At 73.6% G+C, this 24,266-nt stretch carries 31 protein-coding genes; 16 read left to right on the top strand and 15 right to left on the bottom strand.

Translation table 11 applies throughout. The features are described 5' to 3' along the window. Positions 1-26: 26 nt before the first annotated feature. Both OG767_RS17070 and OG767_RS17065 read left to right on the top strand, forming a co-directional pair. The gene (locus OG767_RS17070) at positions 27-485 is read left to right on the top strand and encodes a peroxiredoxin (RefSeq protein WP_281941255.1); all 459 of its coding nucleotides are present in this window, start codon (positions 27-29) and stop codon (positions 483-485) included. A 67-nt stretch (positions 486-552) separates the two neighbouring features. Then, positions 553-1,239 (top strand): hypothetical protein, encoded by a 687-nt coding sequence (locus OG767_RS17065; RefSeq protein WP_405094239.1) that lies wholly within the window; start codon positions 553-555, stop codon positions 1,237-1,239. 78 nt (positions 1,240-1,317) lie between these two features. Here OG767_RS17065 and cydB read toward each other — a convergent pair whose 3' ends face one another. Both cydB and OG767_RS17055 read right to left on the bottom strand, forming a co-directional pair. Then, positions 1,318-2,316 carry a cytochrome d ubiquinol oxidase subunit II gene (gene cydB / locus OG767_RS17060; RefSeq protein WP_405089458.1) on the bottom strand — a complete coding sequence of 333 codons (999 nt, stop codon included), beginning with the start codon at positions 2,314-2,316 and terminating at the stop codon, positions 1,318-1,320. 15 nt (positions 2,317-2,331) lie between these two features. Then, positions 2,332-3,744 carry a cytochrome ubiquinol oxidase subunit I gene (locus OG767_RS17055; protein ID WP_405089457.1) on the bottom strand — a complete coding sequence of 471 codons (1,413 nt, stop codon included), beginning with the start codon at positions 3,742-3,744 and terminating at the stop codon, positions 2,332-2,334. A 148-nt stretch (positions 3,745-3,892) separates the two neighbouring features. On the opposite strand from OG767_RS17055, the gene OG767_RS17050 reads away from it, so the two are divergent. After that, the gene (locus OG767_RS17050; RefSeq protein ID WP_405089456.1) at positions 3,893-4,663 is read left to right on the top strand and encodes a lysophospholipid acyltransferase family protein; all 771 of its coding nucleotides are present in this window, start codon (positions 3,893-3,895) and stop codon (positions 4,661-4,663) included. Between the two features lie 42 nt (positions 4,664-4,705). After that, entirely contained in the window at positions 4,706-5,548 is an 843-nt protein-coding gene (locus tag OG767_RS17045) for an SDR family NAD(P)-dependent oxidoreductase (RefSeq protein ID WP_405089455.1), read from the top strand. A 110-nt stretch (positions 5,549-5,658) separates the two neighbouring features. On the opposite strand, the gene OG767_RS17040 is transcribed toward OG767_RS17045, so the two are convergent. Both OG767_RS17040 and OG767_RS17035 read right to left on the bottom strand, forming a co-directional pair. Beyond that, positions 5,659-6,027 (bottom strand): DUF4180 domain-containing protein, encoded by a 369-nt coding sequence (locus OG767_RS17040; protein WP_405089454.1) that lies wholly within the window; start codon positions 6,025-6,027, stop codon positions 5,659-5,661. After that, a complete protein-coding gene (locus OG767_RS17035) occupies positions 6,020-6,469 on the bottom strand; it encodes a helix-turn-helix domain-containing protein (RefSeq protein WP_405089453.1) in 450 nt (149 codons plus the stop codon). The genes OG767_RS17040 and OG767_RS17035 overlap by 8 nt, the downstream gene beginning before the upstream one ends. Before the next feature lie 88 nt (positions 6,470-6,557). Here OG767_RS17035 and OG767_RS17030 point away from each other — a divergent pair, with 88 nt between their 5' ends. The 3 genes from OG767_RS17030 to OG767_RS17020 are packed head-to-tail and all read left to right on the top strand — an operon-like array spanning position 6,558 to position 9,511. Next, entirely contained in the window at positions 6,558-7,325 is a 768-nt protein-coding gene (locus tag OG767_RS17030; RefSeq protein ID WP_405089452.1) for a glycerophosphodiester phosphodiesterase, read from the top strand. Between the two features lie 19 nt (positions 7,326-7,344). After that, positions 7,345-8,736: an MFS transporter gene (locus OG767_RS17025; RefSeq protein ID WP_405089451.1), complete on the top strand. Its 1,392-nt coding sequence runs from the start codon at positions 7,345-7,347 to the stop codon at positions 8,734-8,736. Between the two features lie 55 nt (positions 8,737-8,791). Beyond that, positions 8,792-9,511 (top strand): thymidine kinase, encoded by a 720-nt coding sequence (locus OG767_RS17020; protein ID WP_374709241.1) that lies wholly within the window; start codon positions 8,792-8,794, stop codon positions 9,509-9,511. Positions 9,512-9,514: 3 nt separating this feature from the next. Here the strand turns inward: OG767_RS17020 and OG767_RS17015 are convergent, their stop codons facing one another. Further along, positions 9,515-9,973 (bottom strand): hypothetical protein, encoded by a 459-nt coding sequence (locus OG767_RS17015; protein WP_405089450.1) that lies wholly within the window; start codon positions 9,971-9,973, stop codon positions 9,515-9,517. Positions 9,974-10,139: 166 nt separating this feature from the next. Between OG767_RS17015 and OG767_RS17010 the strand changes: the two genes are divergently transcribed. Next, positions 10,140-10,514 (top strand): VOC family protein, encoded by a 375-nt coding sequence (locus OG767_RS17010; RefSeq protein WP_405089449.1) that lies wholly within the window; start codon positions 10,140-10,142, stop codon positions 10,512-10,514. Positions 10,515-10,521: 7 nt separating this feature from the next. Here the strand turns inward: OG767_RS17010 and OG767_RS17005 are convergent, their stop codons facing one another. Together OG767_RS17005 and OG767_RS17000 are read right to left on the bottom strand one after the other, a co-directional pair. Next, on the bottom strand, positions 10,522-10,725 hold the full coding sequence (locus OG767_RS17005; protein ID WP_405089448.1) for a hypothetical protein: 204 nt from the start codon (positions 10,723-10,725) through the stop codon (positions 10,522-10,524). Positions 10,726-10,754: 29 nt separating this feature from the next. Then, positions 10,755-11,741 carry a tyrosine-type recombinase/integrase gene (locus tag OG767_RS17000; protein WP_405089447.1) on the bottom strand — a complete coding sequence of 329 codons (987 nt, stop codon included), beginning with the start codon at positions 11,739-11,741 and terminating at the stop codon, positions 10,755-10,757. 82 nt (positions 11,742-11,823) lie between these two features. Between OG767_RS17000 and OG767_RS16995 the strand changes: the two genes are divergently transcribed. Continuing rightward, a complete protein-coding gene (locus OG767_RS16995) occupies positions 11,824-12,846 on the top strand; it encodes a helix-turn-helix transcriptional regulator (protein ID WP_405089446.1) in 1,023 nt (340 codons plus the stop codon). A gap of 7 nt (positions 12,847-12,853) precedes the next feature. Here the strand turns inward: OG767_RS16995 and OG767_RS16990 are convergent, their stop codons facing one another. The 4 genes from OG767_RS16990 to OG767_RS16975 form a co-directional block, all read right to left on the bottom strand. Further along, on the bottom strand, positions 12,854-13,288 hold the full coding sequence (locus OG767_RS16990) for an Hsp20/alpha crystallin family protein (protein WP_405089445.1): 435 nt from the start codon (positions 13,286-13,288) through the stop codon (positions 12,854-12,856). A gap of 137 nt (positions 13,289-13,425) precedes the next feature. Then, on the bottom strand, positions 13,426-13,950 hold the full coding sequence (locus OG767_RS16985; protein ID WP_405089444.1) for a DUF2087 domain-containing protein: 525 nt from the start codon (positions 13,948-13,950) through the stop codon (positions 13,426-13,428). Between the two features lie 118 nt (positions 13,951-14,068). Continuing rightward, positions 14,069-14,635, bottom strand: a complete 567-nt coding sequence (locus tag OG767_RS16980) for a cysteine hydrolase family protein (RefSeq protein WP_405089443.1) — start codon at positions 14,633-14,635, stop codon at positions 14,069-14,071. Positions 14,636-14,732: 97 nt separating this feature from the next. Continuing rightward, positions 14,733-15,221: a GNAT family N-acetyltransferase gene (locus OG767_RS16975; RefSeq protein ID WP_405089442.1), complete on the bottom strand. Its 489-nt coding sequence runs from the start codon at positions 15,219-15,221 to the stop codon at positions 14,733-14,735. Positions 15,222-15,309: 88 nt separating this feature from the next. Between OG767_RS16975 and OG767_RS16970 the strand changes: the two genes are divergently transcribed. The 4 genes from OG767_RS16970 to OG767_RS16955 all read left to right on the top strand — a co-directional run bounded on the left by OG767_RS16970 (position 15,310) and on the right by OG767_RS16955 (position 18,546). Beyond that, a complete protein-coding gene (locus tag OG767_RS16970) occupies positions 15,310-16,128 on the top strand; it encodes a TIGR04222 domain-containing membrane protein (RefSeq protein ID WP_357301876.1) in 819 nt (272 codons plus the stop codon). A 73-nt stretch (positions 16,129-16,201) separates the two neighbouring features. Then, positions 16,202-17,662, top strand: a complete 1,461-nt coding sequence (locus tag OG767_RS16965; RefSeq protein ID WP_405089441.1) for a hypothetical protein — start codon at positions 16,202-16,204, stop codon at positions 17,660-17,662. 40 nt (positions 17,663-17,702) lie between these two features. Then, positions 17,703-18,011: a hypothetical protein gene (locus tag OG767_RS16960; protein ID WP_405089440.1), complete on the top strand. Its 309-nt coding sequence runs from the start codon at positions 17,703-17,705 to the stop codon at positions 18,009-18,011. Positions 18,012-18,087: 76 nt separating this feature from the next. After that, positions 18,088-18,546, top strand: coding sequence for an HNH endonuclease (locus tag OG767_RS16955; protein WP_405089439.1), 459 nt, complete (start codon positions 18,088-18,090; stop codon positions 18,544-18,546). A gap of 15 nt (positions 18,547-18,561) precedes the next feature. Here the strand turns inward: OG767_RS16955 and OG767_RS16950 are convergent, their stop codons facing one another. From OG767_RS16950 to OG767_RS16940, 3 genes are all read right to left on the bottom strand, one after another. Further along, complete coding sequence (locus OG767_RS16950) at positions 18,562-18,960, bottom strand: NUDIX domain-containing protein (protein WP_405094238.1); 399 nt, start codon at positions 18,958-18,960, stop codon at positions 18,562-18,564. Positions 18,961-19,209: 249 nt separating this feature from the next. Beyond that, entirely contained in the window at positions 19,210-20,253 is a 1,044-nt protein-coding gene (locus OG767_RS16945) for a trypsin-like serine peptidase (RefSeq protein ID WP_405089438.1), read from the bottom strand. A gap of 1,067 nt (positions 20,254-21,320) precedes the next feature. Then, on the bottom strand, positions 21,321-21,755 hold the full coding sequence (locus OG767_RS16940; RefSeq protein WP_405089437.1) for a MarR family winged helix-turn-helix transcriptional regulator: 435 nt from the start codon (positions 21,753-21,755) through the stop codon (positions 21,321-21,323). Positions 21,756-21,861: 106 nt separating this feature from the next. Between OG767_RS16940 and OG767_RS16935 the strand changes: the two genes are divergently transcribed. Continuing rightward, positions 21,862-22,776: an alpha/beta hydrolase gene (locus OG767_RS16935; RefSeq protein WP_405089436.1), complete on the top strand. Its 915-nt coding sequence runs from the start codon at positions 21,862-21,864 to the stop codon at positions 22,774-22,776. 50 nt (positions 22,777-22,826) lie between these two features. Here OG767_RS16935 and OG767_RS16930 read toward each other — a convergent pair whose 3' ends face one another. Further along, entirely contained in the window at positions 22,827-22,964 is a 138-nt protein-coding gene (locus OG767_RS16930; protein WP_405094364.1) for a hypothetical protein, read from the bottom strand. Between OG767_RS16930 and OG767_RS16925 the strand changes: the two genes are divergently transcribed. Together OG767_RS16925 and OG767_RS16920 are read left to right on the top strand one after the other, a co-directional pair. After that, a complete protein-coding gene (locus OG767_RS16925; protein ID WP_405089435.1) occupies positions 22,945-23,451 on the top strand; it encodes a nuclear transport factor 2 family protein in 507 nt (168 codons plus the stop codon). The two genes, OG767_RS16930 and OG767_RS16925, sit on opposite strands and share 20 nt — an antisense overlap. A gap of 20 nt (positions 23,452-23,471) precedes the next feature. Further along, on the top strand, positions 23,472-24,251 hold the full coding sequence (locus tag OG767_RS16920) for a class I SAM-dependent methyltransferase (protein ID WP_405089434.1): 780 nt from the start codon (positions 23,472-23,474) through the stop codon (positions 24,249-24,251). Positions 24,252-24,266 lie beyond the last annotated feature (15 nt).

The raw sequence follows: 24,266 nt of genomic DNA, 5'->3' as shown, positions 1-24,266 counted from the left end.
CGACGTCGAGGCTCGGGAGGTACGTGGTGGGTGTGGGTGTCGGTGACCTGGTCGAGGATTTCACGCTGCCGGACCAGACGGGTGCGCCGCGGCGGCTGTCGGAGTTCCTGGCCGCCGGGCCGGTGGTGGTGTTCTTCTATCCGGCGGCGATGACGCGGGGGTGCACGGCGGAGAGCTGCCATTTCCGGGACCTGGCGGCGGAGTTCGCGGCGGTGGGCGCGTCGCGGGTGGGGATCAGCCGGGACCCGGTGGAGCGGCAGGCGGAGTTCGCCCGCCGGCACGGTTTCGACTATCCGCTGTTGTCCGACGTCGACGGGGCGGTGGCGGCGGCGTTCGGGGTGCGGCGGCGGTTGCCGCTGGGCGCGTTGAGCACCCGGCGGATGACGTTCGTGATCGGCCCGGACCGGCGGGTGTTGGCGGTGGTGCACAGCGAGGTGAGCATGAACGCGCACGCCGACGCGGCGTTGCGGGCGCTCGGGGGTTGACCGTCGGGGTGTCGTGCCGGCCTGGTATCAAGGGCGGCAATCAAACAGGTGTACGGAAGAGGGCGTGATGGCGGTCCAGGGGTTGTCCACTGACGAGGTACAGCAGATCCGTGAGTCGTTGGCGGCGGGCCGGAAGCCGCGGGTGGTGTTCACCGAGGCGGCCGGGCAGGTGGCCGGGCAGCTCGGGCAGGTGGTGGAGCTGACCGATCCCGAGCAGTCCGAGGAGTTCGTGGTGGTGCGTTTCGGCCGCGACGAGTTGCCCTTCTCCCCCGCTGACGTGGCGGTCGCGCCGAAGGGTGCCGGGCGGCGGCCGGCCGCCGAGCCGAAGCCGGAGCCCGAGCCGGAGGTGGCCGCGCCGGCGGTGCCGGAGTTCGTGTTGGACACGCCGCGGGTGCCCGCGCCGCGTCGGGAGGAGCCGAAGGTGGAGCAGCAGGCGGAGCCGAGGCCGGCGAAGCGGGCGGTGAAGGCGGCGAAGCCGAAGACGCCGGCGGGGCTGACGGTGACCCTGGCGTACGCCGAGGGCGAGTGGACGGTGGCCGCGCAGCAGGGCGCGAAGGCGCTCGCCAGGCCGTACGTGGTGAAGCCGGCGGAGGCGCTGCGGATGGTGGCGTTGGTGGACGTGCCGGGGGTGCAGGAGGCGGTGGAGCAGATCCTGGGCGCGGAGCGGGCCGAGGCGGAACAGCAGGCGGAGAAGCTGCGCGCGGAGCTGGCGGAGATCGAGGCGCGGCTGGCGGAGCTGCGCGAGGCCCGCTGAGCGCTGCCCCGGACACCCCGCGGGGCCGGTGCGACCCCCTCGCACCGGCCCCGCGCCACCCCTGCGCCCGCAGGTCCATCAGTGTTGCGGAATGTTCTGTACCCCGATTCGGCGGCGGAACACCCAGTAGGTCCAACCTTGGTAGGCGAGCACGATCGGAGTGAAGATCACCGCCACCCACGTCATGATTTTCAGGGTGTACGGGGTGGACGCGGCGTTGGTGGCGGTGAGCGTGCCGGCCGGGTCGAGCGTGGACGGCAGCACGTTCGGGAACAGCGCGGCGAACAGGGTCGCCACGGCCAGCGCGATGGCCAGCGCGGTGCCGGTGAACGCCCAGCCCTCGCGGCGTACCCTCGCTGCGGCGAGGCCGCCGAGCAGGGCGAGGGCGGCGCCGACGGCGAGCACGACGGCGGTGGCGTTGGCGCGGATGGTCAGCGACCAGCCGAGGAACGCCACGGCGGCCACGGCGGTGCCGGCGCCGAGCTTCACCGCGAGCGTGCCGGCGCGCTGCCGGATGTCGCCGGTGGTCTTGAGCGCGAGGAACACCGCGCCGTGGGTGGCGAACAGGCCGAGCGTGGTCAGGCCGCCGAGCAGCGCGTACGGGTGCAGCAGGTCGAGCAGGCCGCCGACGTACTCGTGGTCGGCGTCGAGGGGTACGCCGCGGAAGATGTTGGCGAACGCGACGCCCCACAGCACGGCCGGGATCGCGGAGCCGAAGAAGATGGCCCGGTCCCAGCGGCGTTTCCAGGTCGCCTCGGGGCGCTTGTGCCGGTATTCGAAGGCGACGCCGCGGGCGATGAGGGCGAGCAGGATGAGCAGTAGTGGCAGGTAGAAGCCGGAGAACAGGGTGGCGTACCACTCGGGGAACGCGGCGAACATGGCGCCGCCGGCGGTGATCAGCCAGACCTCGTTGCCGTCCCAGACGGGGCCGATGGTGTTGATCAGGACGCGGCGTTGCCGGTCGTCGCGGCCGAGCACGGGCAGCAGCATGCCGACGCCGAAGTCGAAGCCTTCGAGGATGAAGTAGCCGGTGAACAGTACGGCCACGAGGAGAAACCAGACGGTGGTCAGTTCCACGGTGGGCTCTTTCGGTCAGTAGGCGAACGCGAGGGGGCGCTGCGCGTCGTCGGTGTCGTCGTCGGCGGGGGGCGGGGTGACGTCGGGGACGCCGGCGCGGGCGTAGCGGACCAGCAGCTTGAACTCGATCACCGCGAGGGTGGCGTAGATGAGGGTGAAGGCGGTGAAGGAGGTGAGCACCTCGGCGAGGGAGACGCTGCGGGACACGCCGTTGCGGGTGAGCATCTCGCCGAACACGATCCAGGGTTGGCGGCCCATCTCGGTGAAGATCCAGCCGAAGGAGTTGGCCAGCAGTGGCAGTACCGGCATGACCAGGCCGGCGCGCAGCAGCCAGCGGCTGGTGGGGGTGCGGCCCTTGCGGTGGCTCCAGAGCACCAGCAGCGCGATGGCGGCGGCGGCCAGGCCGAAGCCGATCATGAAGCGGAAGCTCCAGTAGGTGACCGGGATGATCGGGGCGTAGTTGCCGGGGCCGTACTGGCTGGCGTACTGGGCCTGGAGGTCGTTGATGCCCTGCACGGTGCCGTTCGGGTCGCCGGTGCCGAGGAACGACAGCAGGTAGGGGATCTTGAGGGCGAAGACCTCGCGGCTGCCGTCGAGGCTGCCGACGGTGAGCACGGAGAACGAGGCGGGGCTCTCGGTGGTGTAGAGGCCCTCGGCGGCGGCCATCTTCATCGGCTGCACCTCGGTCATGATCTTGCCTTGGATGTCGCCGGTGAGCACGACGAGGGTGGCGGAGACCAGGACCACCCAGGAGCCAAACGTGGTGGCGAAGCGGTAGGCGCCGGTGTCGGCGCTGCCGCGGTTGCGCATCACGTGCCACAGCCCGACGGTGACCACGAGGGATCCGGCGACCAGGAACGACCCGGCGAGGGTGTGTGGGAAGGTGACCAGCGCGACCTTGTTGGTGAGCACGGCGGCGAAGTCGGTCAGTTCGGCGCGTCCGCTGTCGGGGTTGATGCGGAACCCGACCGGGTTCTGCATGAACGAGTTCGCGGCGAGGATGAAGTAGGCGGACAGGTTGGTGCCGATCGCGGCGGCCCAGATCGCGGCCAGGTGCAGGCGTTTGGGCAGCCGGTCCCAGCCGAAGATCCACAGGCCGATGAACGTGGATTCGAGGAAGAACGCGACGAGGGCCTCGATGGCGAGGGGCGCGCCGAAGATGTCGCCGACGAAGCGGGAGTAGTCGCTCCAGTTCATGCCGAACTGGAACTCCTGCACGATGCCGGTGACGACGCCCATGGCGAAGTTGATGAGGAACAGCTTGCCGTAGAACTTGGTGAGTTTGAGGTACCGCTCGTTGCCGGTGCGGTGCCACATGGTCTGCAGGATGGCGACCAGCACGGACAGGCCGATGGTCAGCGGCACGAACAGGAAGTGGTAGACGGTGGTGACACCGAACTGCCAGCGGGCGACGTCCAACGCGTCCACCTGAGAACCCCCAGCCTTCTTACTACGAGACGTAGTAAATACTACTCGGTGTCGTAGAAAAATTTTCAGGGCCGCAGGACCCGAACCGACCCGGGACCAATGACCCTGATCACCTCCACCGGCGCGGCCGTGCGACCATCCAGCACTGATGGACACCTCCCCCTGGCGCGCGCCGCTGCTGTGGCGCGGCGCGCAGACGCTCGCCCGGGCCGCCGTCGCGTTGATCGGCCGCCTGGAGGTCACCGGCGACGTGCCGGAGGCGCTGCGCCGCGGGCCGCTGATCCTGGCCGCCAACCACATCAGCCCGTTCGACCCGGTGGTGCTCGCCGCCGCCTGCCGGGTCCGGCGCGTCGCCCCCCGGATCATGGCCACCGGCGGGCTGTTCCGGGCCCCGGTGCTCGGGCCGCTGATGCGCCACGCCGGGCACATCCGCGTCGACCGCGGCACCACCGCCGTGCACCGGTCGCTGGAGATCGCCGCCGAGGCGGTCGCCGGCGGGTCGGTGGTGCTGGTCTACCCGGAGGGACGCATCGGGCTGGCCCCCGGCATGTGGCCCGAACGCGGCAAGACCGGCGTGGCCCGGCTCGCGTTCGCCAGCGGCGCCGCCGTCGTCCCGGTCGCCCAGTGGGGCTCGCACGAGGTCCTGCCGTACCGGGCGCCGAAGGGCATGCTGCGCGGCCTGGCCCGGGCGCTCGCCCGCCGCCCGGTCATCCGGGTGCACTTCGGTGCCCCGGTGGCCCTGGCCGACCTGGATCCGGGTGCGCCCGGCACGGCCCGCCGCGCCACCGACCGGATCATCGACGCGATCACCGACGACCTGGCCCCGCTGCGCCCGCACGAGCCCGACGGGCCCCGCCACGTCGACCCCGGCCGGCCGGTCGACCCGAGCCGCGCGCACCGCCGGCACCGAACCGGCTGAATCCGCCGCGCGGCCCCGACATGGGGTGAGACCGTGGCAGACGTGAACGCTCCCGTCGTGCTGATCACCGGCACGTCCACCGGCATCGGCCTGGAAACCGCCGTGGGCGCGGCCCGCGCCGGCTGGCGCACCGTCGCCACGCTGCGCGACCCCGACCGGGCCGGCCCGCTGCGCGCCGCCGCCGACGCCGCCGGGGTCGGCGACCTGCTGGAGGTACGCCGGCTCGACGTGGTCGACGAGTCCTCGGTGACCGCCTGCGTGGCCGACGTGGTGGCCCGGCACGGCCGGCTCGACGCGGTGGTCAACAACGCCGGCGCCGGCCACGTCGGCACGCTGGAGCGGGAGACCGTCGACGACGTCCGGGCGGTGCTGGAGGTCAACTTCTTCGGCGTCCTGCACGTCACCCGTGCCGCGCTGCCGCACCTGCGCGCCGCGAACGGGCGGCTGATCACGGTGACCAGCGTCGGCGGGGTGGTCGGGCAGCCGTTCAACGAGGCGTACTGCGCGGCGAAGTTCGCCGTCGAGGGGTTCATGGAGTCCCTGGCGCCGGTGGCGGCCACCGTCGGGGTGAGCGTCTGCGTGGTCGAGCCCGGCGCGGTGGCCAGCGAGTTCGTCGCCAACGTCGGGATCGACCGGGACACCGCGGTGGCCGCCGCCGGGCCGTACGGGCCGGCGCTGCGGGCGTACCTCGGTCGCAGCGCCGCCGCGTTCGCCGCCGCCCAGTCGCCGGCCGAGGCCGCCGCAGCCGTGGTGGCGACACTGACCGACCCGGAACCCGCGCCCCGCGTGCAGACCTCCCCCGCCGCCCGCCAGTTCGTCGCCGTCAAACTCGCCGACACCGACGGCCTGGGCGTAACCGCCCTGACCGCCGGCTGGCTGCGCTGACCTCCCCCTCCCCCGCCCCCCGCCCCCGCCCGCGATCGTGCACTTGCTGCCCGGGCGTATCGGGCAGAACCGCCTCGAACGAGGGCCGGAAGTGCACGATCGCGTGGGGGTTACGGGGCGGCGGCCAGGCGCGCGTCGAGGGCGGCCAGGTCCGGGACGAACCACACCTGGTCGTGCCGGTTGGACTCGGCCACCAGCGCGCGCAGCGCGCCGCTGCCGGCCAGGTGCGCGGAGATGTCCCCGACCACCACCAGGCGCAGCCGGTAGTTGACGAACTTCTGCATGACCTCCCCGGCGAAGCGGGTGCCCAGCGTGAAGAAGCTCGGGTCGAGCCGGGCGGCGGGCACCGCCACCACCGTGGCGCCGGCGAACGCCGCGCCGATCAGCTCCAGCGCGTCGGCCTCGGTGACGATCGGCGGGCCGGCCGGGTCGCAGACCAGCACCGTGACGCCGGCGCGCTCACGCAGCTCGTCAGCCACGGTCGGCCTCCTTCCCGGCGAGCAGGCCGTTGTCGCCGTCGAGCACCGCGTCGAGCAGGCGCAGCAGCTCGGCGGTGGCGCCGAGGTCGCCCAGGACGATGATCTTCATGCGGTGCCGCTCCTCGTCGTGGACCGTCTGCACGCGCAGTGGACGGTCCGGGTCGGGGTGGGTGGTGACGCCGGCCAGCACCAGCGTGGCGAGCCGGTCGGCGGCGGCCCGGTCGACGCCGTCGAGCGCCACGATGCTCGACACCTCCGCCGCCGGGCCGGCCGGTCGCGCGGGCCGGCCGGTGAACGCGTCGAGGTCGGCGCGGGCGATCCGGTACTGCTTGCCGATCCGAGCCGCCGGCAGCCGGCCGGCGCGGATGTAGCCGCGCACGGTGCGCACGTGCAGCCCGAGCCGCGCCGCGACCTGCTCCACCGAGTACATTTCGTTACCCATCGCACCCTATGTTAGCGGCGACGGGTAACGATAGGGAATTTCACCGGCCGGACATCCGTCGGCCGTTTCGGCCCGGCATACTGCCGGCGTGCAGCCCCGTCACGGCTACCTCGACGCGCCCGCGCCGCTGGCCTTCGCCCACCGCGGCGGCGCGGCCGACGGCGACGAGAACACCGCCGCCGCGTTCGCCCGCGCGGTCGCGCTGGGCTACCGGTACGTGGAGACCGACGTGCACGCCACCGCCGACGGCGTGCCGGTGGTCTTCCACGACCCGACGCTGCGCCGCGTCACCGGCGAGGCCGGACGCATCGCCGACCTGCGCTTCGCCGATCTCGCCTCGGTACGCGTCGGCGGCGCCGCCCTGGTGCCCCGCCTCGACGACGTGCTCGGCGCGTGGCCGCAGGTGCGGTTCAACGTCGACGTCAAGGCCGACGGCGCGGCGGCGCCGACCGTCGAGGCGGTGGTGCGGGCCGGCGCCGCCGACCGGGTGCTGCTCGCCTCGTTCAGCGACGCCCGGCTGACCCGGCTGCGCGCCCTGGCCGGCCCGACGGTCGCCACCAGCCTCGGCATGCGCGGCGTGGCCCGGCTGCGGATGGCCTCGCTGCACGGCCGGCCGCTGCGACTGCCGCCGTCGGTGGCCGCCGCCCAGGTCCCGGTCTCCTACGGGGGAATCCTGGTGGTCGACCGGCGGTTCCTCGCCTACTGCCACCGCATCGGCCTGCAGGTGCACGTCTGGACGATCGACGAACCCGCCCGGATGCACCAGTTACTTGATCTTGGAGTGGATGGCATCATGACCGATCACGTCGGCGTGCTCCGCGACGTCTACCGCAGCCGCGGCCACTGGGCCGCCTGAACCCCCGAGGACCGCCCCGATGGCCGAAACGGTCACCCCCGCCGTCGCCGAGCCCGCACCCCCGGGCAGCACCCGCCGCGAACGCACCGGCTGGTACCTCTACGACTGGGCCAACTCCGCGTTCCAGACCACCGTCATCACGGTCTTCCTCGGGCCGTTCCTGACCACCGTCACCGAGTTGGCCGCCGGCTGCGAGCTGGGCGCCGACCGCTGCGACGGCGTGGTGCACCCGCTCGGCATCCGCGTCGCCGCCGGCTCCTACTACCCGTACCTGATCTCGCTGTCGGTCTTCCTCACCGTGTTCGTGCTGCCCGTCATCGGCGCGATCGCCGACCGGTCCGCGCACAAGAAGCGGCTGCTGGCCGCCGCCGCGTTCACCGGCGCCGGCGCGACCGTCGCGTTCGCGTTCGTCACCGGCGAGCGGTACCTGCTCGGCGGCGTGCTGTTTCTCATCGCGAACATCTCCTTCGGCGCCGCCGTGGTCGTCTACAACTCGTTCCTGCCGCAGCTCGGCGGCCCGGACGACCGCGACGCCATCTCCAGCCGCGGCTGGGCCATCGGCTACCTCGGCGGCGGGCTGCTGCTCGCGCTCAACCTGGTCGCCGTCACCGCGCTCAGCGAGGAGGGCAACGCCCAGCGCACCCTCGACCTGGCCCGCTGGTCGATCGTCTCGGCCGGCGTGTGGTGGGCCGCGTTCACCCTGCTGCCGCTGCGCTGGCTGCGCGAACGCCCACCGGTCGCGGTGCCGCTGGGCGGCGGCAACGTGCTCACCGACGGCTTCCGGCAACTCGGCCGCACACTGCGCGAGGTCAAGGCGTACCCGCTGACGCTGTTCTTCCTGCTCGCGTTCCTGGTGTTCAACGACGGCATCCAGACCGTCATCACCCTCGCCAGCCAGTACGGCACCGAGGAGCTACGGCTGGAGCAGAGCACCCTGATCGTGACCATCCTGCTGGTGCAGTTCCTCGCCTTCGGCGGCGCGCTCGCGCTCGGCGCGCTCGCCCGACGCATCGGCGCCTGGAAGACGGTGCTGCTGTCGCTGGTGCTCTGGACCGGCGTGATCATCGCCGCGTTCCGGCTGCCCGCCGAGGCGCCGGTGCCGTTCATGATCCTCGGCGGCTGCATCGGGCTGGTGCTCGGCGGCAGCCAGGCGCTGAGCCGCTCGCTGTTCAGCCAGCTCATCCCCGCCGGCAAGGAAGGCGAGTACTACGGCTTCTACGAGATCAGCGACAAGGGCACCAGCTGGCTCGGCCCGCTGGCGTTCGGCCTGGTGTTCCAGCTCACCTCCTCCTACCGGGTGGGGCTGGTCTCGCTGCTGATCTTCTTCGTGGTCGGCTTCGCGCTGCTGGCCGCCGTGCCGATGCGCCGGGCCATCATCGCCGCCGGCAACACCCCGCCCCGGGTGCTCTGAGCGCACCCGCGCGCGGTCAAGATCCTTCCGCGTCGATCGGCTAGGCTGCCCCGACGTGACCGACGACGCCGCTGCCGCCCCGACCTGCCTGGCCCGCCCCCTGCCGGGGCCCGGCGACGACCGTGCCGGCGGCTGCGCCGCCGCCCGGGGCGTCGACGGCCGGCCGCTGCACGCCGCCGCGCTGAAGTTCTTCTGGGGGCCGATGGACTGCGGCAAGTCCACCATGGCGTTGCAGATGAACTACAACCACGCCCGGCAGGGCCGCCGCGGCCTGGTCACCACCCGCATCGACCGCTCGCTGGGCCCGCAGGTCACCACCCGCATCGGCCTGGCCCACGAGGCCATCGAGGTCACCGACGGACTCGACCTGCGCGACCTGGTCCGCGACGCGTGGGCCGAGGGGGTACGCGTCGACTACCTGATCTGCGACGAGGCGTCCTTCTACGACCTGGACCACGTCGAGCAGATGGCCGAACTGGTCGACAAGTTCGACGTCGACGTCTACGCCTTCGGCCTGGCCACCGACTTCCGCTCCTGCCTGTTCCCGGCCGCGCAACGACTGTTCGAGCTGGCCGACGAGGTGGCCCGCATCCAGGTCGAGGTGCTGTGCTGGTGCGGCCGGGAAGGGCTGCTCAACGCCCGGGTCGTCGACGGCCGGGTGGTCCGCGAGGGCGCGCAGGTCGTCATCGGCGACACCGTGGACACCGCCGACGTCCGCTACCAGGTGCTGTGCCGGCGGCACTACCGCTCCGGCGACCTGGGCCCGCGCGCCTGAGGCTCAGAACGGGTCCCCGCACACCCGCCACCCGCCGTCCTCCGGCACCACCGGCAACTCCCGCTCCTCGCTGCCGCCGCCGTCACGGTTCAACCGCACCAGCACCGTGCCGCGTGGCCGACCCGCCCGGGTCGACACCGACACGTCGACGATCTCGTAGCCGCTGACCAGCGGCGGGGTCCGCACCCAACTGCCGAACCCGGCCTGACTCCACCGGCTGCGCGCCTCGGCGCACAACCGCCCGTACGCCCGGTCGGTGTCGCCGGCGGCGACGTCCCGGAAGAACCCGTCCGCGGTCTCCCGCACCGGCCCGTCGGCCTGGAGCACCACCTGCGCGTTCCACACCGCCAGCCCGGCCACCCCGATCAGGCACGTGCCCAGCCCGAGCACGGCGACCAGCACACCCGCGCGCATCGGCCGGCGACGCCGGGCCGGTCGGTGCCACACCTGCTGAGTGCCCATCACCACCGACGGTAGGCAACCGGCGACCGGCGCGCAGCCGGTTGCGCCGCCCGGCGGTGGACCGGGCACCGTCGGCGTACGCCCCGGAGCGGCCGCGCACGACGCGCGCCGGCCGGCCGCCGGTACCTGACAGGAGGTGACAGGTACCGGCGGCAGACTGCCCAGCATGACGACGCACGCCGACCTCGCGATGGTCAACCTCGACAGTTCCGACCCGGCCGCCCACGCGGCGTTCTACGGCCACGCCCTCGGCTGGGAGATCACCCACAGCGAGGCCGAGTACGCCATGATCACCTCCTCCGGCGGCACGTCGATCGGGTTCGGTCTGGTGCCCGGCTACGCGCCGCCGGCCTGGCCGGACCCGACCGGCGTCAAGCGCTACCACCTGGACCTGACCGTCGACGACGTGTCGGCCGCGGAGCGGGACCTGGTGGCGGCCGGCGCGACCCGGCCGGCTCACCAGCCCGGCGGCGGAGGCTGGACCGTGCTGCTCGACCCGATCGGGCAGCCGTTCTGCCTCTGCCCGCGCCGCCCGGAGTGAGACCGGCTCAGCGCAGCGGGCCGCGGGCGACCGCGGCCCGCATCGCGGCCAGCCGGACCCGCTCGGTGCGCCCGGCCACCGCCGCCAGCACCAGCCACGGGTCCAGGAAGACGCCGTCCCAGCCGGACCGCTCGGCCAACTCGCCGAGCACGACCAGGTCGCCGACCGTCACCGAGGCGCCGCCGCAGGAGATCTCCAGGCCGTGTCGCATTCCGGCACCCTACGGCCCGGGTCCGACGCTCAGCCGCGCCGGCGGGCGCGGGCGGCCCAGATCGCGTACGCCGGGTCACGGTCCAGGTTGTGCCGGTCCCGGTCGTAGCGACGGGTGGTCCGCGGGTCGGCGTGACCCATCGCGTCCTGCACGTCCTCCAACGGCACGCCCTCCGAACGGGCCGTGGTGGCGAACGCGTGCCGCAGCGAGTGCGGCGACAACCGCGCCCAGGCGGCGATCCCGGCGGTCTGCGCCAGCCGGCGCACCAGCCGGAACACGGCGTGCCGGTCCAGTCGCCCACCGGTGGCGGTGACCAGCAGCGGACCGGTCAGCTGCGGCACCGTGACGCCCTGGGCGGCGGCCCGGTCCGCCAGGTAGGCGTCCAGCGCGTACGCGGTGCCGGGGGTGAGCGCGCGACGGCGTACCTTGCCGCCCTTGCCGACGAAGCGGACGCTGCGGTGACCGCGTTCCGCGCCCAGGTCGGCCAGGTCCAGCGAGACCAGCTCGCCGACCCGCAGGCCCAGGTCGGCCAGGAGCGCGAGGGCGGCCCGGTTGCGGGCGGCGGTCGGGCCGGTGTCCGCCTCGGCGGCGGCCAGCAGCGCGTCGACCTCGTCCGGGCTGAGGCCGACGGTGGCGGAGTGGTCCCGGTCGACCCGGGGCCGGTCGGCCGCGGCGACCGGATTGGCCGGCACCGCGCCCAGCTTGACCAGGAAGTCGTACCAGCTCGACAGCGCGGACAGCCGGCGCGCCACGGTGGCCGGGGTCAGCGGGCGGCCGTCGCGTCCGCGCGGGGTGGACTCCAGGTCCCGGCCGTACGCGTTGACGTCGAGGAAGGTGACCCGCAGCGGCTCCAGGCCCCGCTCGGCGCACCAGCGCAGCCAGCCGGTCACGTCCCGCCGGTACGCGTCGCGGGTGTGCTCGGACAGCCGCCGGTTGCGTAGCCACGCCTCGGTGAAGTCGGCCGGAGCGCCGGACACGGCGACACGGGCGCGGGGCAGGACCTCGGGACGCAACATGCGAGAAAGGTTCTCAGTCGGCGGCGCGTTTCGCGACGAGGCGCGCCGCGACCTGATGGCCGGCAGGGGTTACCGTCGTGCGGTGCGCGCCAGCCGGCTGGTCTCCCTGCTGCTGCTCCTGCAGGCCCGGGGGCGGATGACCGCCCAGGAACTCGCCGACGCCCTGGAGGTGTCGGTGCGGACCGTCTACCGCGACGTCGAGTCGCTCGGCGCCGCCGGCGTCCCGGTGTACGCCGACCGCGGCCCGGCCGGCGGTTACCGGCTGCTGGCCGGCTACCGCACCCGGCTCACCGGGTTGACCGGGCCGGAGGTCGAGGCGCTGTTCCTCGCCGGCCTGCCCGGGCCCGCCGCGGAGCTGGGCCTGGCGACGACGGTGGCCGCGGCCGAGCTGAAGGTGCGCGCCGCGCTGCCGGAGGAACTCGCCGACCGCAGCGGCCGGCTGCGGCACCGGTTCCACCTGGACGCGCCCGGCTGGTTCCGGCACCCGGAAGCCACCCCGCACCTGGCCACGCTCGCCGGCGCGGTGTGGGAGGACCGGATGGTCCGGCTGCGCTACCGGCGTTGGCGCGCCCCACGGGAGGTGACCCGGCTGGTCGCCCCGCTCGGCGTGGTGCTCAAGGCCGGCCGTTGGTACCTGGTGGCCCGGTGCGAGGAGCAGGTCCGCACGTACCGGGTCGGCGCGGTGCTCGACGCGGTGGTCACCGACGAGCGGCACCAGCGCCCGGACGGCTTCGACCTGGCCGCCTACTGGCGGGAGTGGACCGCCCGGTACGAGCGCGACGTCTACCGCGGCGAGGCGCGCATCCGGCTCACCACCGCCGCGTTGGAGTTCCTGCCCTACGTCTTCCCGCCGGAGATGGCGCGGGCGGCCCGGGCGGCGGCCGGCGAACCCGGCCCGGACGGCTGGCGGGAGACCACCGTGCCGATCGAGTCGACGCGGCACGCCCACGCCGAGCTGCTCAAGCTCGGCGCCGAGGTGGAGGTGCTGGCCCCGGCGGAGTTGCGGGACCGGTTCACCGCCACGGCGCACGCGCTGACCCGGCTGTACCCGTCGGACGCCGACGCGGGGGCGGCCGGCGCGCCGGTGTCCCCCGCGTCGGCGTGACGCGCGTTCAGACGGTGGTGAGCTGCCGGTGCCCGTTGCCCTCCGCGGTCGAGGTGACCGCGATCCGGCGCGGCTTGGCCCGCTCGGCGATCGGGATGCGCAGCGTCAGCACCCCGTTGTCGTAGCCGGCCTCCAGCCGGTCGGTGTCCAGCGTGTCGCCCAGGAACAGCTGCCGGGTGAACGTGCCCATCGGACGTTCGGCGGCGACCAGCTCGACGTTCTCGCCGGTGGGGCGACGCCGCTCGGCGCGGACGGTCAGCACGTTGCGCTCGACGGTGCAGTCGATGCTGTCCGGGTCCACGCCGGGCAGGTCGAAGGCGGCGTAGAAGTGGTCGCCGTCGCGGTAGGCGTCCAGGTGCATCACGGCCGGGCGGGCGGTGGTGCCGAAGAACTGCTCGGCGATCCGGTCGATCTCGCGGAACGGGTCGGTACGCATCAACATGGTCCTGCCTCCTCGGTTCTCCTGGCCCAAGGTCTCGACTTGAGTCTGAGTGACTCAACTTCCGGTTTCTGTTTTAGCGCGGCGGCACGCCGTCGTCAACCTCCGTCGGCCGCTGCCCGGAAACGGCGCTCGGGTGCTCACGGCCCGGTCCGCCAGTAGACGCCCTGCTCGCGGGTGAGCAGCACGTCGTCGACGAGATAGCGGCGCAGCGTGACGTGGTCCGCCGCACCGCCCTCGCACCAGGGGCGCAGCGCCTCGTCCACCAGCCGCTCCGGGTAGCGCCGCCCGGGCTCGAAGGTGTGCTCGGTGATGTGCTCCAGCAACACCCGGCGGCGACCGCGCTGCGCCGGCAGCCGGATCAGCGCGCCGTCGCGCAGGAACGTGCGCAGGATCGTCTCGCGCCGGTCGACCGGCGGGAGGGCCGGCGACGACGCCCCGGCGCGGGCGAACTCGCGCAGCCGCTCACCGTCGACGCGCAGGCCGTCGGCGTCGGTCAGCACACCGGCGTCGGTGAGCCGGCGCACGGCGGTGGCGACGTCGCGGGCCGGCAGGCCGGTGCGCGTCACCACGGACGGGACGTCCCGGGCGCCGAGCACGATCGCGGCGAACACGGCCCGGCGACGTTCGTCGGCGAGCGCCCCCGCGAGAGCTTGAGCGGTCATGGCCGGCAGCCTGCCAGCAGCCACCCGGCCCGGGCCAGGCGTTTTCCCGGCCGCACCGGGCGCGGGCGGCTCCTGACCGGCCGCGCCACGGCGGCTCGGAGGCCGGCTGGGCTGCCGGTCAGGCCGGGACGGCGGCGGTGAAGTCGACGTCGGCGGTGTCGACCGTGCCGGCGCGGCGGCCCGGCGCGCGCTGGAAGCCCCAGTAGAGGTTGGTGTGCGCGATCACCTGCGCCGGCGGGGGCGCGCCGTAGGCCGACAGGTCCTCGGTGGTGTGGGCGTCGGCGACCAGCGTGGTGTCGTAGCCGCGGGTGAACGCGCCGTGCAGGGTGGAACGGACACAGGCGTCGGTCTGCGCGCCGGTCACGACGAGCCGCCCGACACCCCCGGCGGCGAGCACCTGCTCCAGGTCGGTGGCCTCGAACGAGTCGCCGTAGGCCTTGTGCACGAGCGGCTCGTCGTCGCGGCGCACCAGCTCCGGCACGATCCGCCACTGCTCACTGCCGGTGGGCAGCTCCTCGCTGCGATGCTGCACCCAGACCACCGGGACGCCGGCCGCGCGGGCGCGTTCGACCAGGGCGGCGATGTTCGCGACCACCCGGTCGCGGTCGTGGGCGCCGCGCACCACGCCGTTCTGCACGTCGACGACGAGCAACGCGGTGCGGGGGCGGTCGGTGAGCGTGGTCATGACGAGGGCTCCTTCGACGGCGGCGATCCCCGCCAACCTAACGACGGCCCCCGACACTTTCGCCGCACCGCGCAGCCGTCACAGGAACGCGCGGCGGTCACAGGAAACGGTGCATGACGTGCAGGCCCACCCGGTCCAGGGTGGGATGGGCGAACGCCTCCGGCACGGTGCCGACCACCGTGAAGCCGAGCCGCCGGTAGAGCCGCACCGCCACGGTGTTGGTCTCCACCACGGCGTTGAACTGCATCGCGGTGAAACCGGCCCGGCGGGCCCAGTCCAACGCCTCCTCGCACAGCGCCCGGCCCACGCCACGACCGCGCGCGTCCGCGGCCACCAGGAAACTCGCGGTCGCCACGTGCGCACCCGGGCCCGGCCGGTTGGCGCCCATCTTGGCGCTGCCGAGCACGACGCCGTCGTCGTCCACCGCCACCGAGGTACGCCCCGGCGGGCGTTCCACCCACACCTCGCGTGCCACCCCGGCCGACCAGGCCGGATCGTAGGCGAACGTGTCCCCGGCGGTGATGACGTCCGCAAGGATCGGCCAGACCTGACCCCAGTCGGCGTCGACGTGCTCCCGGATGCGCATCGTCGGCACGCTAGCCCGCGGCGTCGCGCGCGGCCACCCGTTTCCACCCGCCCCCGCCCCGGATCACCGTACGGCCATACTTGTCGCCATGCTCTGGGGTGTCAGCGGACCGATCTTCCTCCTCGACTACCTGGGCGCGGTCGCCGTGGCCGTCGCGGTCGCCGTGGCGGTACGCGAGCTGACCGGCCGCCGGGCCCGGGGCGCGACACCCGACCGGGTCGAGTTGGCGTACCTCACCGACCGGGCGCTGCTGGCCTGCCAGGTGGGCGTGGCCGCGCTGCGCCGCGCCGGCGGGGTGACCGTCGGGGAACTCGCCACCCTGCACGCCGACGGTCCACCACCGTCCCGGCCGCCGGCCCTGGTCCGCGCCCTGCACACCGCGCTGCGCCGCCCGCAGACCTGGGCCGCCGTGCTGGCCGACCCCGACGTCGCGCGGGCGCTGCGCCGGATGGTCGGCCGGCTGGTCCGCGACGGCTGGCTGCTCACCCGCGCCCAACGCCGACGGGTCGCCCTGGGCACGCTGCCGCTGTTCCTGGTCGCCGCCGTCGGGGTGACCCGGCTGGTGGACAGCGCGGTCGAGGGCCGCACCGCCGGCGGACCCGCCTCGGTCGCCGGGCTGCTGCTCTGCTGCCTGGCCACCGCGCTGGGCGGCTGGTGGCTGACCGAGGTGCCGGAGACCGGCGCCGCCGCACGGCGTCTCCTGCGCCGGCTGCGCCGTGAGCACGCCGACCTCGACCCCGAACGCCGTCCCACCTGGCAGGGCCGGGACACCGACGCGTTGCTCACCGCCATGGCGCTGTTCGGCCCGCGACCGCTGCTCGCCGTCGACCCGGCGTTCGCCGTTCAGGTCGGCGTCGACCCGGAGCGGGGCCGCCCCCGACCGGAACGCCGCCCCGCCCGCCGCTGAGCGGCCCTCGACGGGCGGCGTCGTCACCGATGCGGCAGAGTGACCCCACGACCGCAGGGCAGGGAGGTGAGCCGTGGACGGAGTGGTGTTCCCCGCGACCGGCGACGGCCGGCGCAGCACGACCGCGCTGGGCCGCGCCGTGGTCGCCGACGCGCTACGCGCCGTCGACGCGGTCGGCGCCCGCTCCGCCGAGCACGAGACCGACTGGCGGCGCGGCTACCTCACCCACTTCCGCCGACTGGTCGAGGCCGGCCTGCTCTCCCGCGCCGCCGCGCTCACCGTCGCCCGCGACGGCCTCACCGCGCTGCACACCCGCATGCGGTACGCGCCGCCCGGCGGCGGCCCCGACGTCGCGCTCGACGCGGCGGTCACCTCGACCGGCCCGGAACCGCCGCTGCACACCGCCACGGTCACCGGCGCCGGGCCGGTGGAACGGGAACTGTCCGTGCCGTACCGGGGGCAACGCCTGCGCGGCGACGACCTGCGCCGCCGCCTCGACGCCTGGGTGGACGCGGGCGTGGTCGAACCGAGCTGCGCCGAGGCGGTCGGCGCGGTGCTCGCCAACCCCGACTGGCTGGACCTGCGCGACCAGCGGGTCGTGGTGCTCGGCGCGGGCGCCGAGATGGGCCCGCTGCCGTCGGTGCTGCGCTGGGGCGGCGACGTGGTCGCGCTCGACCTGCCCCGCCCGGAGATCTGGCGCCGGGTGCTGCGCACCGCACGCCGTCACGGCGGACGCCTGCACCTGCCGGTGCCGGCCGGCACCGGCGACGACGACGCCGCGCTGGCCGCCGCCGCCGGCGCGGACCTGCTGCACCGGCTGCCGCAGGCAACCCGCTGGCTCGCCGGCATCGACGGCCGGCTGGTGCTCGGCAACTACGTCTACGCCGACGGCGCCACCAACGTGCGGGTGGCCACCGCCGTCGACGCGCTCACCGTCGAGCTGACCCGGCACCGCCCGGACGCGGCGCTGGCGTTCCTGGCCACCCCCACCGACGTGTACGCGGTGCCCGGCGACGCGGTCGACCACGCCGACCGCGGGTACGCCGCCCGCGGCCCGGCCCGCCGGTCCCTGCGGCTGATCTCCGGCGGCCGGCTGCTGCGCCGCAACTACCCGCCCGGCGCCGACCCCGGCGTCAACGACAGCCTGGTCCCCCAGCAGGGGCCGAACTACGCGCTGGCCAAACGGCTGCAACGCTGGCGCGCGGCGGTGGCCCGCGACGCCGGCACCACGGTGTCGTTCACCGTCGCGCCGCCCACCCGCACCCGGTCGGTGCTGCGCAACCGCGCGCTCGCCGCCGCGTACGCCGGCGCGCACCGCTTCGGCGTCGAGGTGTTCGAGCCGGCCACCAGCAACACGCTGATGGCCGCGCTGCTCGTGCACGATCTGCGCACCGGCGGCGGTCCGACGCAGGAGCACCCGTGGAGGGACGAAGCGTACGCGGCGGCACACGGCGGGCTGTGGCGGATCCCGTACGCGCCGCGCAGCGCGCTCGGCCTGGCCGTGCTCCTCGGTCTCGGCGGGGCCCGCGCCTGAGGCGGGTTTCCTTGTTCTGAGCGGCGGGAAGGCTCCACGCATGGCCGAGACATTCGCGAGCGAAGACCTGAAGACGCTGCGGTCCATGGCGCGCGGGGCCGGGATCCCGGAGGCCGAGCGCCTGTCGCACGACGACCTGGTCGAGGTGTTGCGCCGGGCCGGCCTGGCCGACGGCACCTCGGACGACTGGCCGGACCAGCCGATCGAGGACCCGGCACACCTGGCCGGGCTGCCCCGCAGCTCGCTGCGGCAGGGCGACGAGAGCACCGGCGGCCGGGCCGCCGAGGAGGCGATCGGCGCCCGGCCCGGTGAGTCCGGCACCGAGATCGACGACCGCACGCAGCGCTGACCACGTACGGCTGTGCGGGCCGCCGCCGGAGCGGCGGCGGCCCGCACGTCACATCCCGCCGGCCTATGCTCGCCGGATGCTGTCTGAGGTGACCGGACTGTCCCGACACTTCACCGAGGAGTCGCTGCGGGCCCACCTGCTGGCCCGGTCGACCCGCACGCCCGGCGGCTGCCTGGTCGTGCGTGGTTACGGCAGCCGCCGCGGGGTGCACCAGAAGGTGGCCGGCCGGGCGTGGGCGCACGTCGCCGCGTACGCGGTCTTCGTCGGTGGCTACCGGCCGGGCCTGGAGGTGCGGCACGACTGCGGCGTGCTCGACTGCATCGAGCCGACGCACCTGCGTCAGCTCAGCCGCGGCGACAACCGCCGCGCGCGGCGCCAGCAGCCGACCTGCCGCAACGGGCACGAGCGGGAGGTCGACCCCGGCACCGGTCGGTTCCGGAAGGTGTGCCGGCACTGCAACAGCGACGCCCAGCGGCGGTGGCGTGAGCGCCGCGCCGCCGAGGTGGCCGCCGCCCGGGCCGGTTACCGACCCTGAGCCACGACCCGGTCGTCAGCGAAGCTGGTCGGCGCGGTGCAGGTGATCGAAGATGATCTGGTCGACCGGGGAGACGCGGTGCCGGTCGGCGTAGGCCAGCCAGGTGATCTCCTCGATCTCGTGGGCCGGCCGCAGGACGCCCCGGTAGTCGGCGGTGTAGCAGCGCATCCGTACGACGGTGCCGTCCGGATGCCCGTGCGCCTGGGCCTCGAACGCGCCGACGAACGCGGCGCTGTTCGGGTCGATCGTGACGCTGAGCTCCTCGCGGATCTCCCGGACGAGCGTGTCGAGGTCGCTCTCGCCGGCCTCCCGCTTGCCGCCGGGCAGGTAGTGGACGTCCTTGCCGCGTGAGCGCGAACTGAGGATCGCGCCGTGCGCCAACCGGATCCAGGCGATCTTGTCGATGACGGTCACCGTGGCCTCCCCGCTGTCGTCGGTCCGCATCGGACGGTACGCGGGGCGATGACACCAGCTTGAGCCATTACGCACAAGAACTGTCATTATGATGTAGCGGCGATATGCCCCTTTTGGGCCGGCTGATTTTCGTCATGTCGTAATCGGTAATCCGATAAATGGCAGCGGCCCGGCAGCACGACTTGCACCGGGGCGGCTGTGCGCCGCCCCGGTGCTCCGGCCGGCCGGAATCCCGTTCCGGCCGGTCGGTCAGAAGTTCGTCGTGAAGTTGTAGAGCACCAGCGCGGTGTCGTCGAAGTACGGTGACGCCACCCAGGTCGCCCGGTCGGCCCGGCTGTTGATGCCGTTGACCAGACCCCACTGCCCGTCGTAGTTGATCAGCCACGAGCCGCCGCTCGCCCCGCCGGTGAAGTTGCACGGGGTGATCTTGATGGTCTGCGTCCACACCGCCGGGTTCTCCTGCACGGAGTTCGCGGCGCACTGCTTGAGCCGGCGGCCGTTGAACGGCGCCTCCGCCGGGTAGCCGAACGCGTTCATGAACTGGTTCACGCCGGCGTTGACCCACAGACCCTGCGAGCCGTACCGGTTGATGTGCTGGCCACCCTGCGTGCCCATGACGGCCACGGCCATGTCCTCGGCGAAGTTCGAGTCGTTGATCCACGCCGTCATGGTCCACAGCCCCGTTGCGGTCCAGGTGCCGAGCGGACGCGGGTTGGCCGCATCGCCGTTGTACGCCGGGACGAAGGTCCAGTTCGAGGCCAGGGTGCCGCCCCGGCCGCCGTGGATGCAGTGACCGGCGGTCCAGACCTCGTTGCCGGCGGCCGTGTTCACGATCGTGCCCGAACAGACGTAGTTCTTGCCGTCCATGGTGAAGAAGACCTTGCCGGCCGTGAACGCGGTCGGGTGGCTGCTCGGCAGGTTGGGGTCGGTCGCCTGGGTTCCCATCCCTCCGGTGGTGGTGGCGCCGCGGGCGGGCGGGACGATCAGCTCCTGGCCGCTGTTGCGCGGCGCGGGCGCGGACTTGAGGCCGGCCTGCGGCACCGCCAGGGCCCGCCGGTACTGCTCGGATTCCTCGACCGGCCGCGCGGCGCGCATCCGCGCCGGCGTCCAGTACGCGGCCAGCACCGCGTCGCGCGACAGCCGGTGTCCCGCCGTCGCCTCGGCGGCCCGGGTCGCGTCCGCGGTGACCGTCGGGGTGAAGCCGGTGATCCCGGCGGCGGCGGCACCGGGCGCGTTGACCACCGCGTCGCGTTCGGCCGCGTCGGCCCCCGGCCCGACGACCAGCACGGGCACGACGATTGTGGCGATCGCAAGGGCCCGGAGGGCCCGTCGCGATCCGGTCGACCAAACCTTCATCTGTGCGGTCCTCCCGTTGCGGACGCCACCTGTCGCAGCGCCCTGCGTACCGAAACCCTGAGCCCTGCGCACGTCCGAGAGGATCGATTGTGGACACGGCTGGACAGGATTGGACACGGTTGGACAGCAGCGCCGGCGGGCCCGGTCCTCGGCCACGGTGAATTGGCAGCTGTCGTACATCCGCAGCGCGCTACTGCTCGTCCTCAACCCCGTGGTCGGAGCGCGGACGCTCATTCTGGCCGCGGCAGGCAGCGGGCGCGTCGCTGATCCCCGACGGTGATGCCATCACCACGGGTCCACTCAGGGGGCAGGCATGTTGACGCGGGACCAGTACGACCGGCGCGGGCGGCCGCGTCGTCCGCTGCCCGCGCACCGGCCCGGCTGCCTACCGGTGGTCACCATGCTCGACCGCGCAGAGTTCGGCGGTCGGCCGCGGCTCACGCACTGCTGTCCGCCGCCTGCCAACGGCAACGACTCGGTAGCAACCCACCATTCCGGCCGTCAACAGCGCCAGCCCACTGACAAGGCGGCCACCCGGTTCGGCCAGGGCAGGATCGCGGGGATGGTGAACCGACCGACGACGAACGGCTCGAGCACGGCTCCGAGGGGGACGACAAGGCGGGCCGCCCCCAACCCCGGCGAATCATGATCAGAGGGTACGCGGGTGCAGTTCGGCCCCTGTCGGGTCCGCGATATCCCCGAACGCGCAGCAGCGGCCCGGCGGCTGCCGCCCGGCCTGCTGCGTGACCTGGCCGCGTTCGTGCCCGACTGCCTGACCACGATGCGGCGGTCGCGCCTGGAACTGGCACCGTTGGCGGGGCGGGAAACGGGGTTCGTGACGTTCCCGAACCATCCCGGTGGGGTCTCAGCGTGTGCGCGTGGAATGCCGGTGCACCTGGCGCGGCCAGGCGCGACCGGTGGACAAGGATCCTGCGACCGCCGCAGCCGCGGTCGAGGCCGACCGAGACGAGCACATCCCAGCAGCAGAGCACCGGACAGACGAATCACTCGCGCATACCGCCTGACGCGGGCGAGGCGAGCATCGCTTTGAGGATGCGTTGCAGCTCAACGCGGTCGTGAGGGGTGACCCTCGCCAGCCTGCGGTCGTACTCCGCGGCGAGGGCGGCAAGTGCTCGATCGCGTACTTTCGTGCCCTCGTCGGTGAGGACGAGCCGGTGCCGCCGCAGGTCCGCGTCGTCGATCTCGCGCCGGATGAACCCCTTGGCGACGAGGTTGCGGACGTAGACCGTCACGCTCGCTTTGGGGAGCAGCAGTGCCGTCGCGATCTCGGCCGGGTACGGCGACGCCCCCACCTCGGCCAGGACGAAGAACTCCTTCGTCTCCAACCCGACCTCGGCCAGCTCCCCCGTGCAGGCATCCATCACCTCGCCCAGCAGCCGTTGGTTCAGCGTCCACAGCTGCGCCCCGTCGACCGACATGCCACCCCTCCCTCACGTGGTACAGTTTCGTACTAATTCCATCTCGTACAACACGCTGCCTTGTACTTGACTCCTATGGAACATGATCCCACGAAGGAAGCCAGGCATGCTTGAGCACCTCACGATCCCGCGCGGTCCCATCAGCCTCGCCGCTGACCTCCACCTGCCCGACAACGCCGACAGCGGCGCACCGCTGCGCGCCGTGGTGCTCTCCACCCCGGGCAGCAGCGTGAAGGAGCAGATCGGCGCCAACTACGCCTCCCGTCTCGCCGCCAGCGGCATCGCGGCGCTCGTCCTCGACCCCGCCCACCAGGGTCGGAGCGAGGGCGAGCCTCGCGACCTCGAAGACCCTTACCGCCGAGGTGAGGACATCTCCTACGCCATCGACGTGCTCACCACGACCGCTGGCATCGACCCGCAGCGCATCGGCGTCCTCGGCATCTGCGCCGGTGGCGGCTACGCCGTGCACACCGCCCGCACGGACCACCGCATCAAGGCGGTCGGCACGGTCGTCCCCGTCAACATCGGCGCGGCGTTCCGCAGCTTCTCCCCCGACGGTCCGGCCGCAGCACTCGACGCCCTCGCGGACGAGCGGACCGAAGAGGCCCGCTCCGGCGAGACGACCCGCGTGAACTGGCTGCCCGACACCCTGGCGGACGCCACAACAGCGGGCCTGACCGACATCGACACCACTCAGGCCGTCACCTACTACCGCACCGAGCGCGGCCGTAACGAACACTCCACGAACCGGCGCCTCCTGCGCAGCGACTCCCTCCTGCTGGGCTACGACGCGTTCCACCTGGCCGATCGGCTCATGACCCAGCCACTCCAGGTCATCCTCGCCGGACGCATCGGCAACACCGGCTCCTACGACACCGGCATGCAGCTGTGGAAGCTGGCCCCCAACCCCGTCGACCTCATGGTGATCGACGGTGCCGGCCACTACGAGATGTACGACGAACCCGCACACGTCGACGCCGCCGTCGAACGACTCACCAGCTTCTACGTCAACAACCTGTGACCGCGGGCATGGACGACGCCTCACCGGACCGGCTCGGTGCGGGCTGCTGGTCACGAGCTACCGCAGGAACGGTGCCCCCGGCCCACGTCGTCCAGGAAGAAGAACCGCTCCAGTTCCGGGCGGGTCGGCTCCTCCACGGACCGCCCGTACGCCTCGGCCTGCTCATCAGTGAAGGACTCAACCGGCACGGGCAGCGGGCGCGCCGCCGATTCTCTACGGTGGTGCCATCCCGACAGGTCTACTCAGGAGGTCGGCATGGCACCGTCGTCGCGCGAGGTCGTCGAGCGGGTCCTGCGCGCCGGCCGCGAGCAGGACGTCGAGACGTTCGTGGGCCTGATGGCCCCGGACGGATACCTCGAATGGCCGTTCCGGCCACCGGGCGTGCCCGGCCGGGTGCAGGGGCGTGCGGCGATCCGCCAGCACCTGACCGAGACGGCCGGGGCCCTGATCACGTTCGACGAGCACCGCGACATGGTGCTGCACGAGAGCACCGATCCCGAGGTGGTCGTCGTCGAGTACGAGGCCCACGGCACCGTGGTCGCGACCGGCGCGCCGTTCACGCAGACCGTGATCGCGGTCTTCCGGGTCCGGGATGGCCGGATCGAGTCCTACCGCGACTACATCAACCCGCTGCCCCTGATGGCGGCGCTGGCCGGTGCCCCGGACGGGCGCTGACACGGACGACAGGAGCACCCGTGGAGCAGGACGAACAGCGCCGGCACTCGTCGTCGTTCGGCGCGGCGGCGGCCGCGTACGCCGAACACCGCCCGGACTACGCGCAGGACGCGGTCCGGTGGGCGCTGGAGGCCGCCCCCGGCCCCCGGGTGCTCGACCTCGGGGCCGGGACCGGCAAGCTGACCGCCACGCTCCGGGCCGTCGGCGCCGACGTCACGGCCGTCGAGCCGGACCCGGCGATGCTGGCCGAGCTGCGCCGCGCGCTGCCGGATGTCCGCGCGCTCTCCGGCAGCGCCGAGGCGATCCCGCTGCCCGACGCGTCCGTCGACGCCGTGCTGGCCGGCAACGCCATGCACTGGTTCGACATGGCGGTGGCGGGCCCCGAGATCGCCCGGGTCCTCGCCCCCGGCGGTGTCCTGGCCGGCCTGTGGAACGTGCTGGACGACGAGGTCGACTGGGTCGCCGGCCTGGCCGAGGTCAGCGGCAGCGCCGTCGTCGGCCCCCGCGACACGCCGGCGAGCTGGCGGGTCGAGACGGCGCGGACGCACCTGCCGAGGAACGGCGCGCCGGCCCGCTTCGACGCGCCCGAGCAGGCCACGTTCCGGCACGGGCAGCAGCGCACCGCCGACTCCCTGACCGCGACGCTCGCCACCCGGGCGGGCCTGCTGGTGATGCCGGCGACGCAGCGGCAGGCCACGCTCGACCGCATCCGGGCGTTCCTGGCCAGCCGGCCGGAAACCGCGCACGGCGAGTTCACGCTTCCGATGCGCACCTGCGTGCTGCGCGTCCGCCGACGGTGACGCCGCCCGAGGGAC

Origin of the sequence: Micromonospora sp. NBC_01392 (assembly GCF_045040125.1) — a bacterium.
Taxonomy (GTDB): Bacteria; Actinomycetota; Actinomycetes; order Mycobacteriales; family Micromonosporaceae; genus Micromonospora.
The sequence above is the reverse complement of the archived record's forward strand: the minus strand, read 5'-3'. Positions and strand labels throughout refer to the sequence as shown.

Excerpts from the sequence above, each read along its gene's own strand:
- OG767_RS16940 (WP_405089437.1), bottom strand. The coding sequence starts at position 21,755 with ATGTCGGTCGACGGGGCGCAGCTGTGGACGCTGAACCAACGGCTGCTG.
- OG767_RS17050 (WP_405089456.1), top strand. The coding sequence starts at position 3,893 with ATGGACACCTCCCCCTGGCGCGCGCCGCTGCTGTGGCGCGGCGCGCAG.
- OG767_RS16985 (WP_405089444.1), bottom strand. The coding sequence starts at position 13,950 with ATGACCGCTCAAGCTCTCGCGGGGGCGCTCGCCGACGAACGTCGCCGG.
- OG767_RS17015 (WP_405089450.1), bottom strand. The coding sequence starts at position 9,973 with ATGGGCACTCAGCAGGTGTGGCACCGACCGGCCCGGCGTCGCCGGCCG.
- OG767_RS17010 (WP_405089449.1), top strand. The coding sequence starts at position 10,140 with ATGACGACGCACGCCGACCTCGCGATGGTCAACCTCGACAGTTCCGAC.
- OG767_RS16935 (WP_405089436.1), top strand. The coding sequence starts at position 21,862 with ATGCTTGAGCACCTCACGATCCCGCGCGGTCCCATCAGCCTCGCCGCT.
- OG767_RS17035 (WP_405089453.1), bottom strand. The coding sequence starts at position 6,469 with ATGGGTAACGAAATGTACTCGGTGGAGCAGGTCGCGGCGCGGCTCGGG.
- OG767_RS17000 (WP_405089447.1), bottom strand. The coding sequence starts at position 11,741 with ATGTTGCGTCCCGAGGTCCTGCCCCGCGCCCGTGTCGCCGTGTCCGGC.
- OG767_RS16990 (WP_405089445.1), bottom strand. The coding sequence starts at position 13,288 with ATGTTGATGCGTACCGACCCGTTCCGCGAGATCGACCGGATCGCCGAG.
- OG767_RS16980 (WP_405089443.1), bottom strand. The coding sequence starts at position 14,635 with ATGACCACGCTCACCGACCGCCCCCGCACCGCGTTGCTCGTCGTCGAC.
- OG767_RS16975 (WP_405089442.1), bottom strand. The coding sequence starts at position 15,221 with ATGCGCATCCGGGAGCACGTCGACGCCGACTGGGGTCAGGTCTGGCCG.
- OG767_RS16970 (WP_357301876.1), top strand. The coding sequence starts at position 15,310 with ATGCTCTGGGGTGTCAGCGGACCGATCTTCCTCCTCGACTACCTGGGC.
- OG767_RS17025 (WP_405089451.1), top strand. The coding sequence starts at position 7,345 with ATGGCCGAAACGGTCACCCCCGCCGTCGCCGAGCCCGCACCCCCGGGC.
- OG767_RS16960 (WP_405089440.1), top strand. The coding sequence starts at position 17,703 with ATGGCCGAGACATTCGCGAGCGAAGACCTGAAGACGCTGCGGTCCATG.
- OG767_RS17065 (WP_405094239.1), top strand. The coding sequence starts at position 553 with ATGGCGGTCCAGGGGTTGTCCACTGACGAGGTACAGCAGATCCGTGAG.
- OG767_RS17005 (WP_405089448.1), bottom strand. The coding sequence starts at position 10,725 with ATGCGACACGGCCTGGAGATCTCCTGCGGCGGCGCCTCGGTGACGGTC.
- OG767_RS16955 (WP_405089439.1), top strand. The coding sequence starts at position 18,088 with ATGCTGTCTGAGGTGACCGGACTGTCCCGACACTTCACCGAGGAGTCG.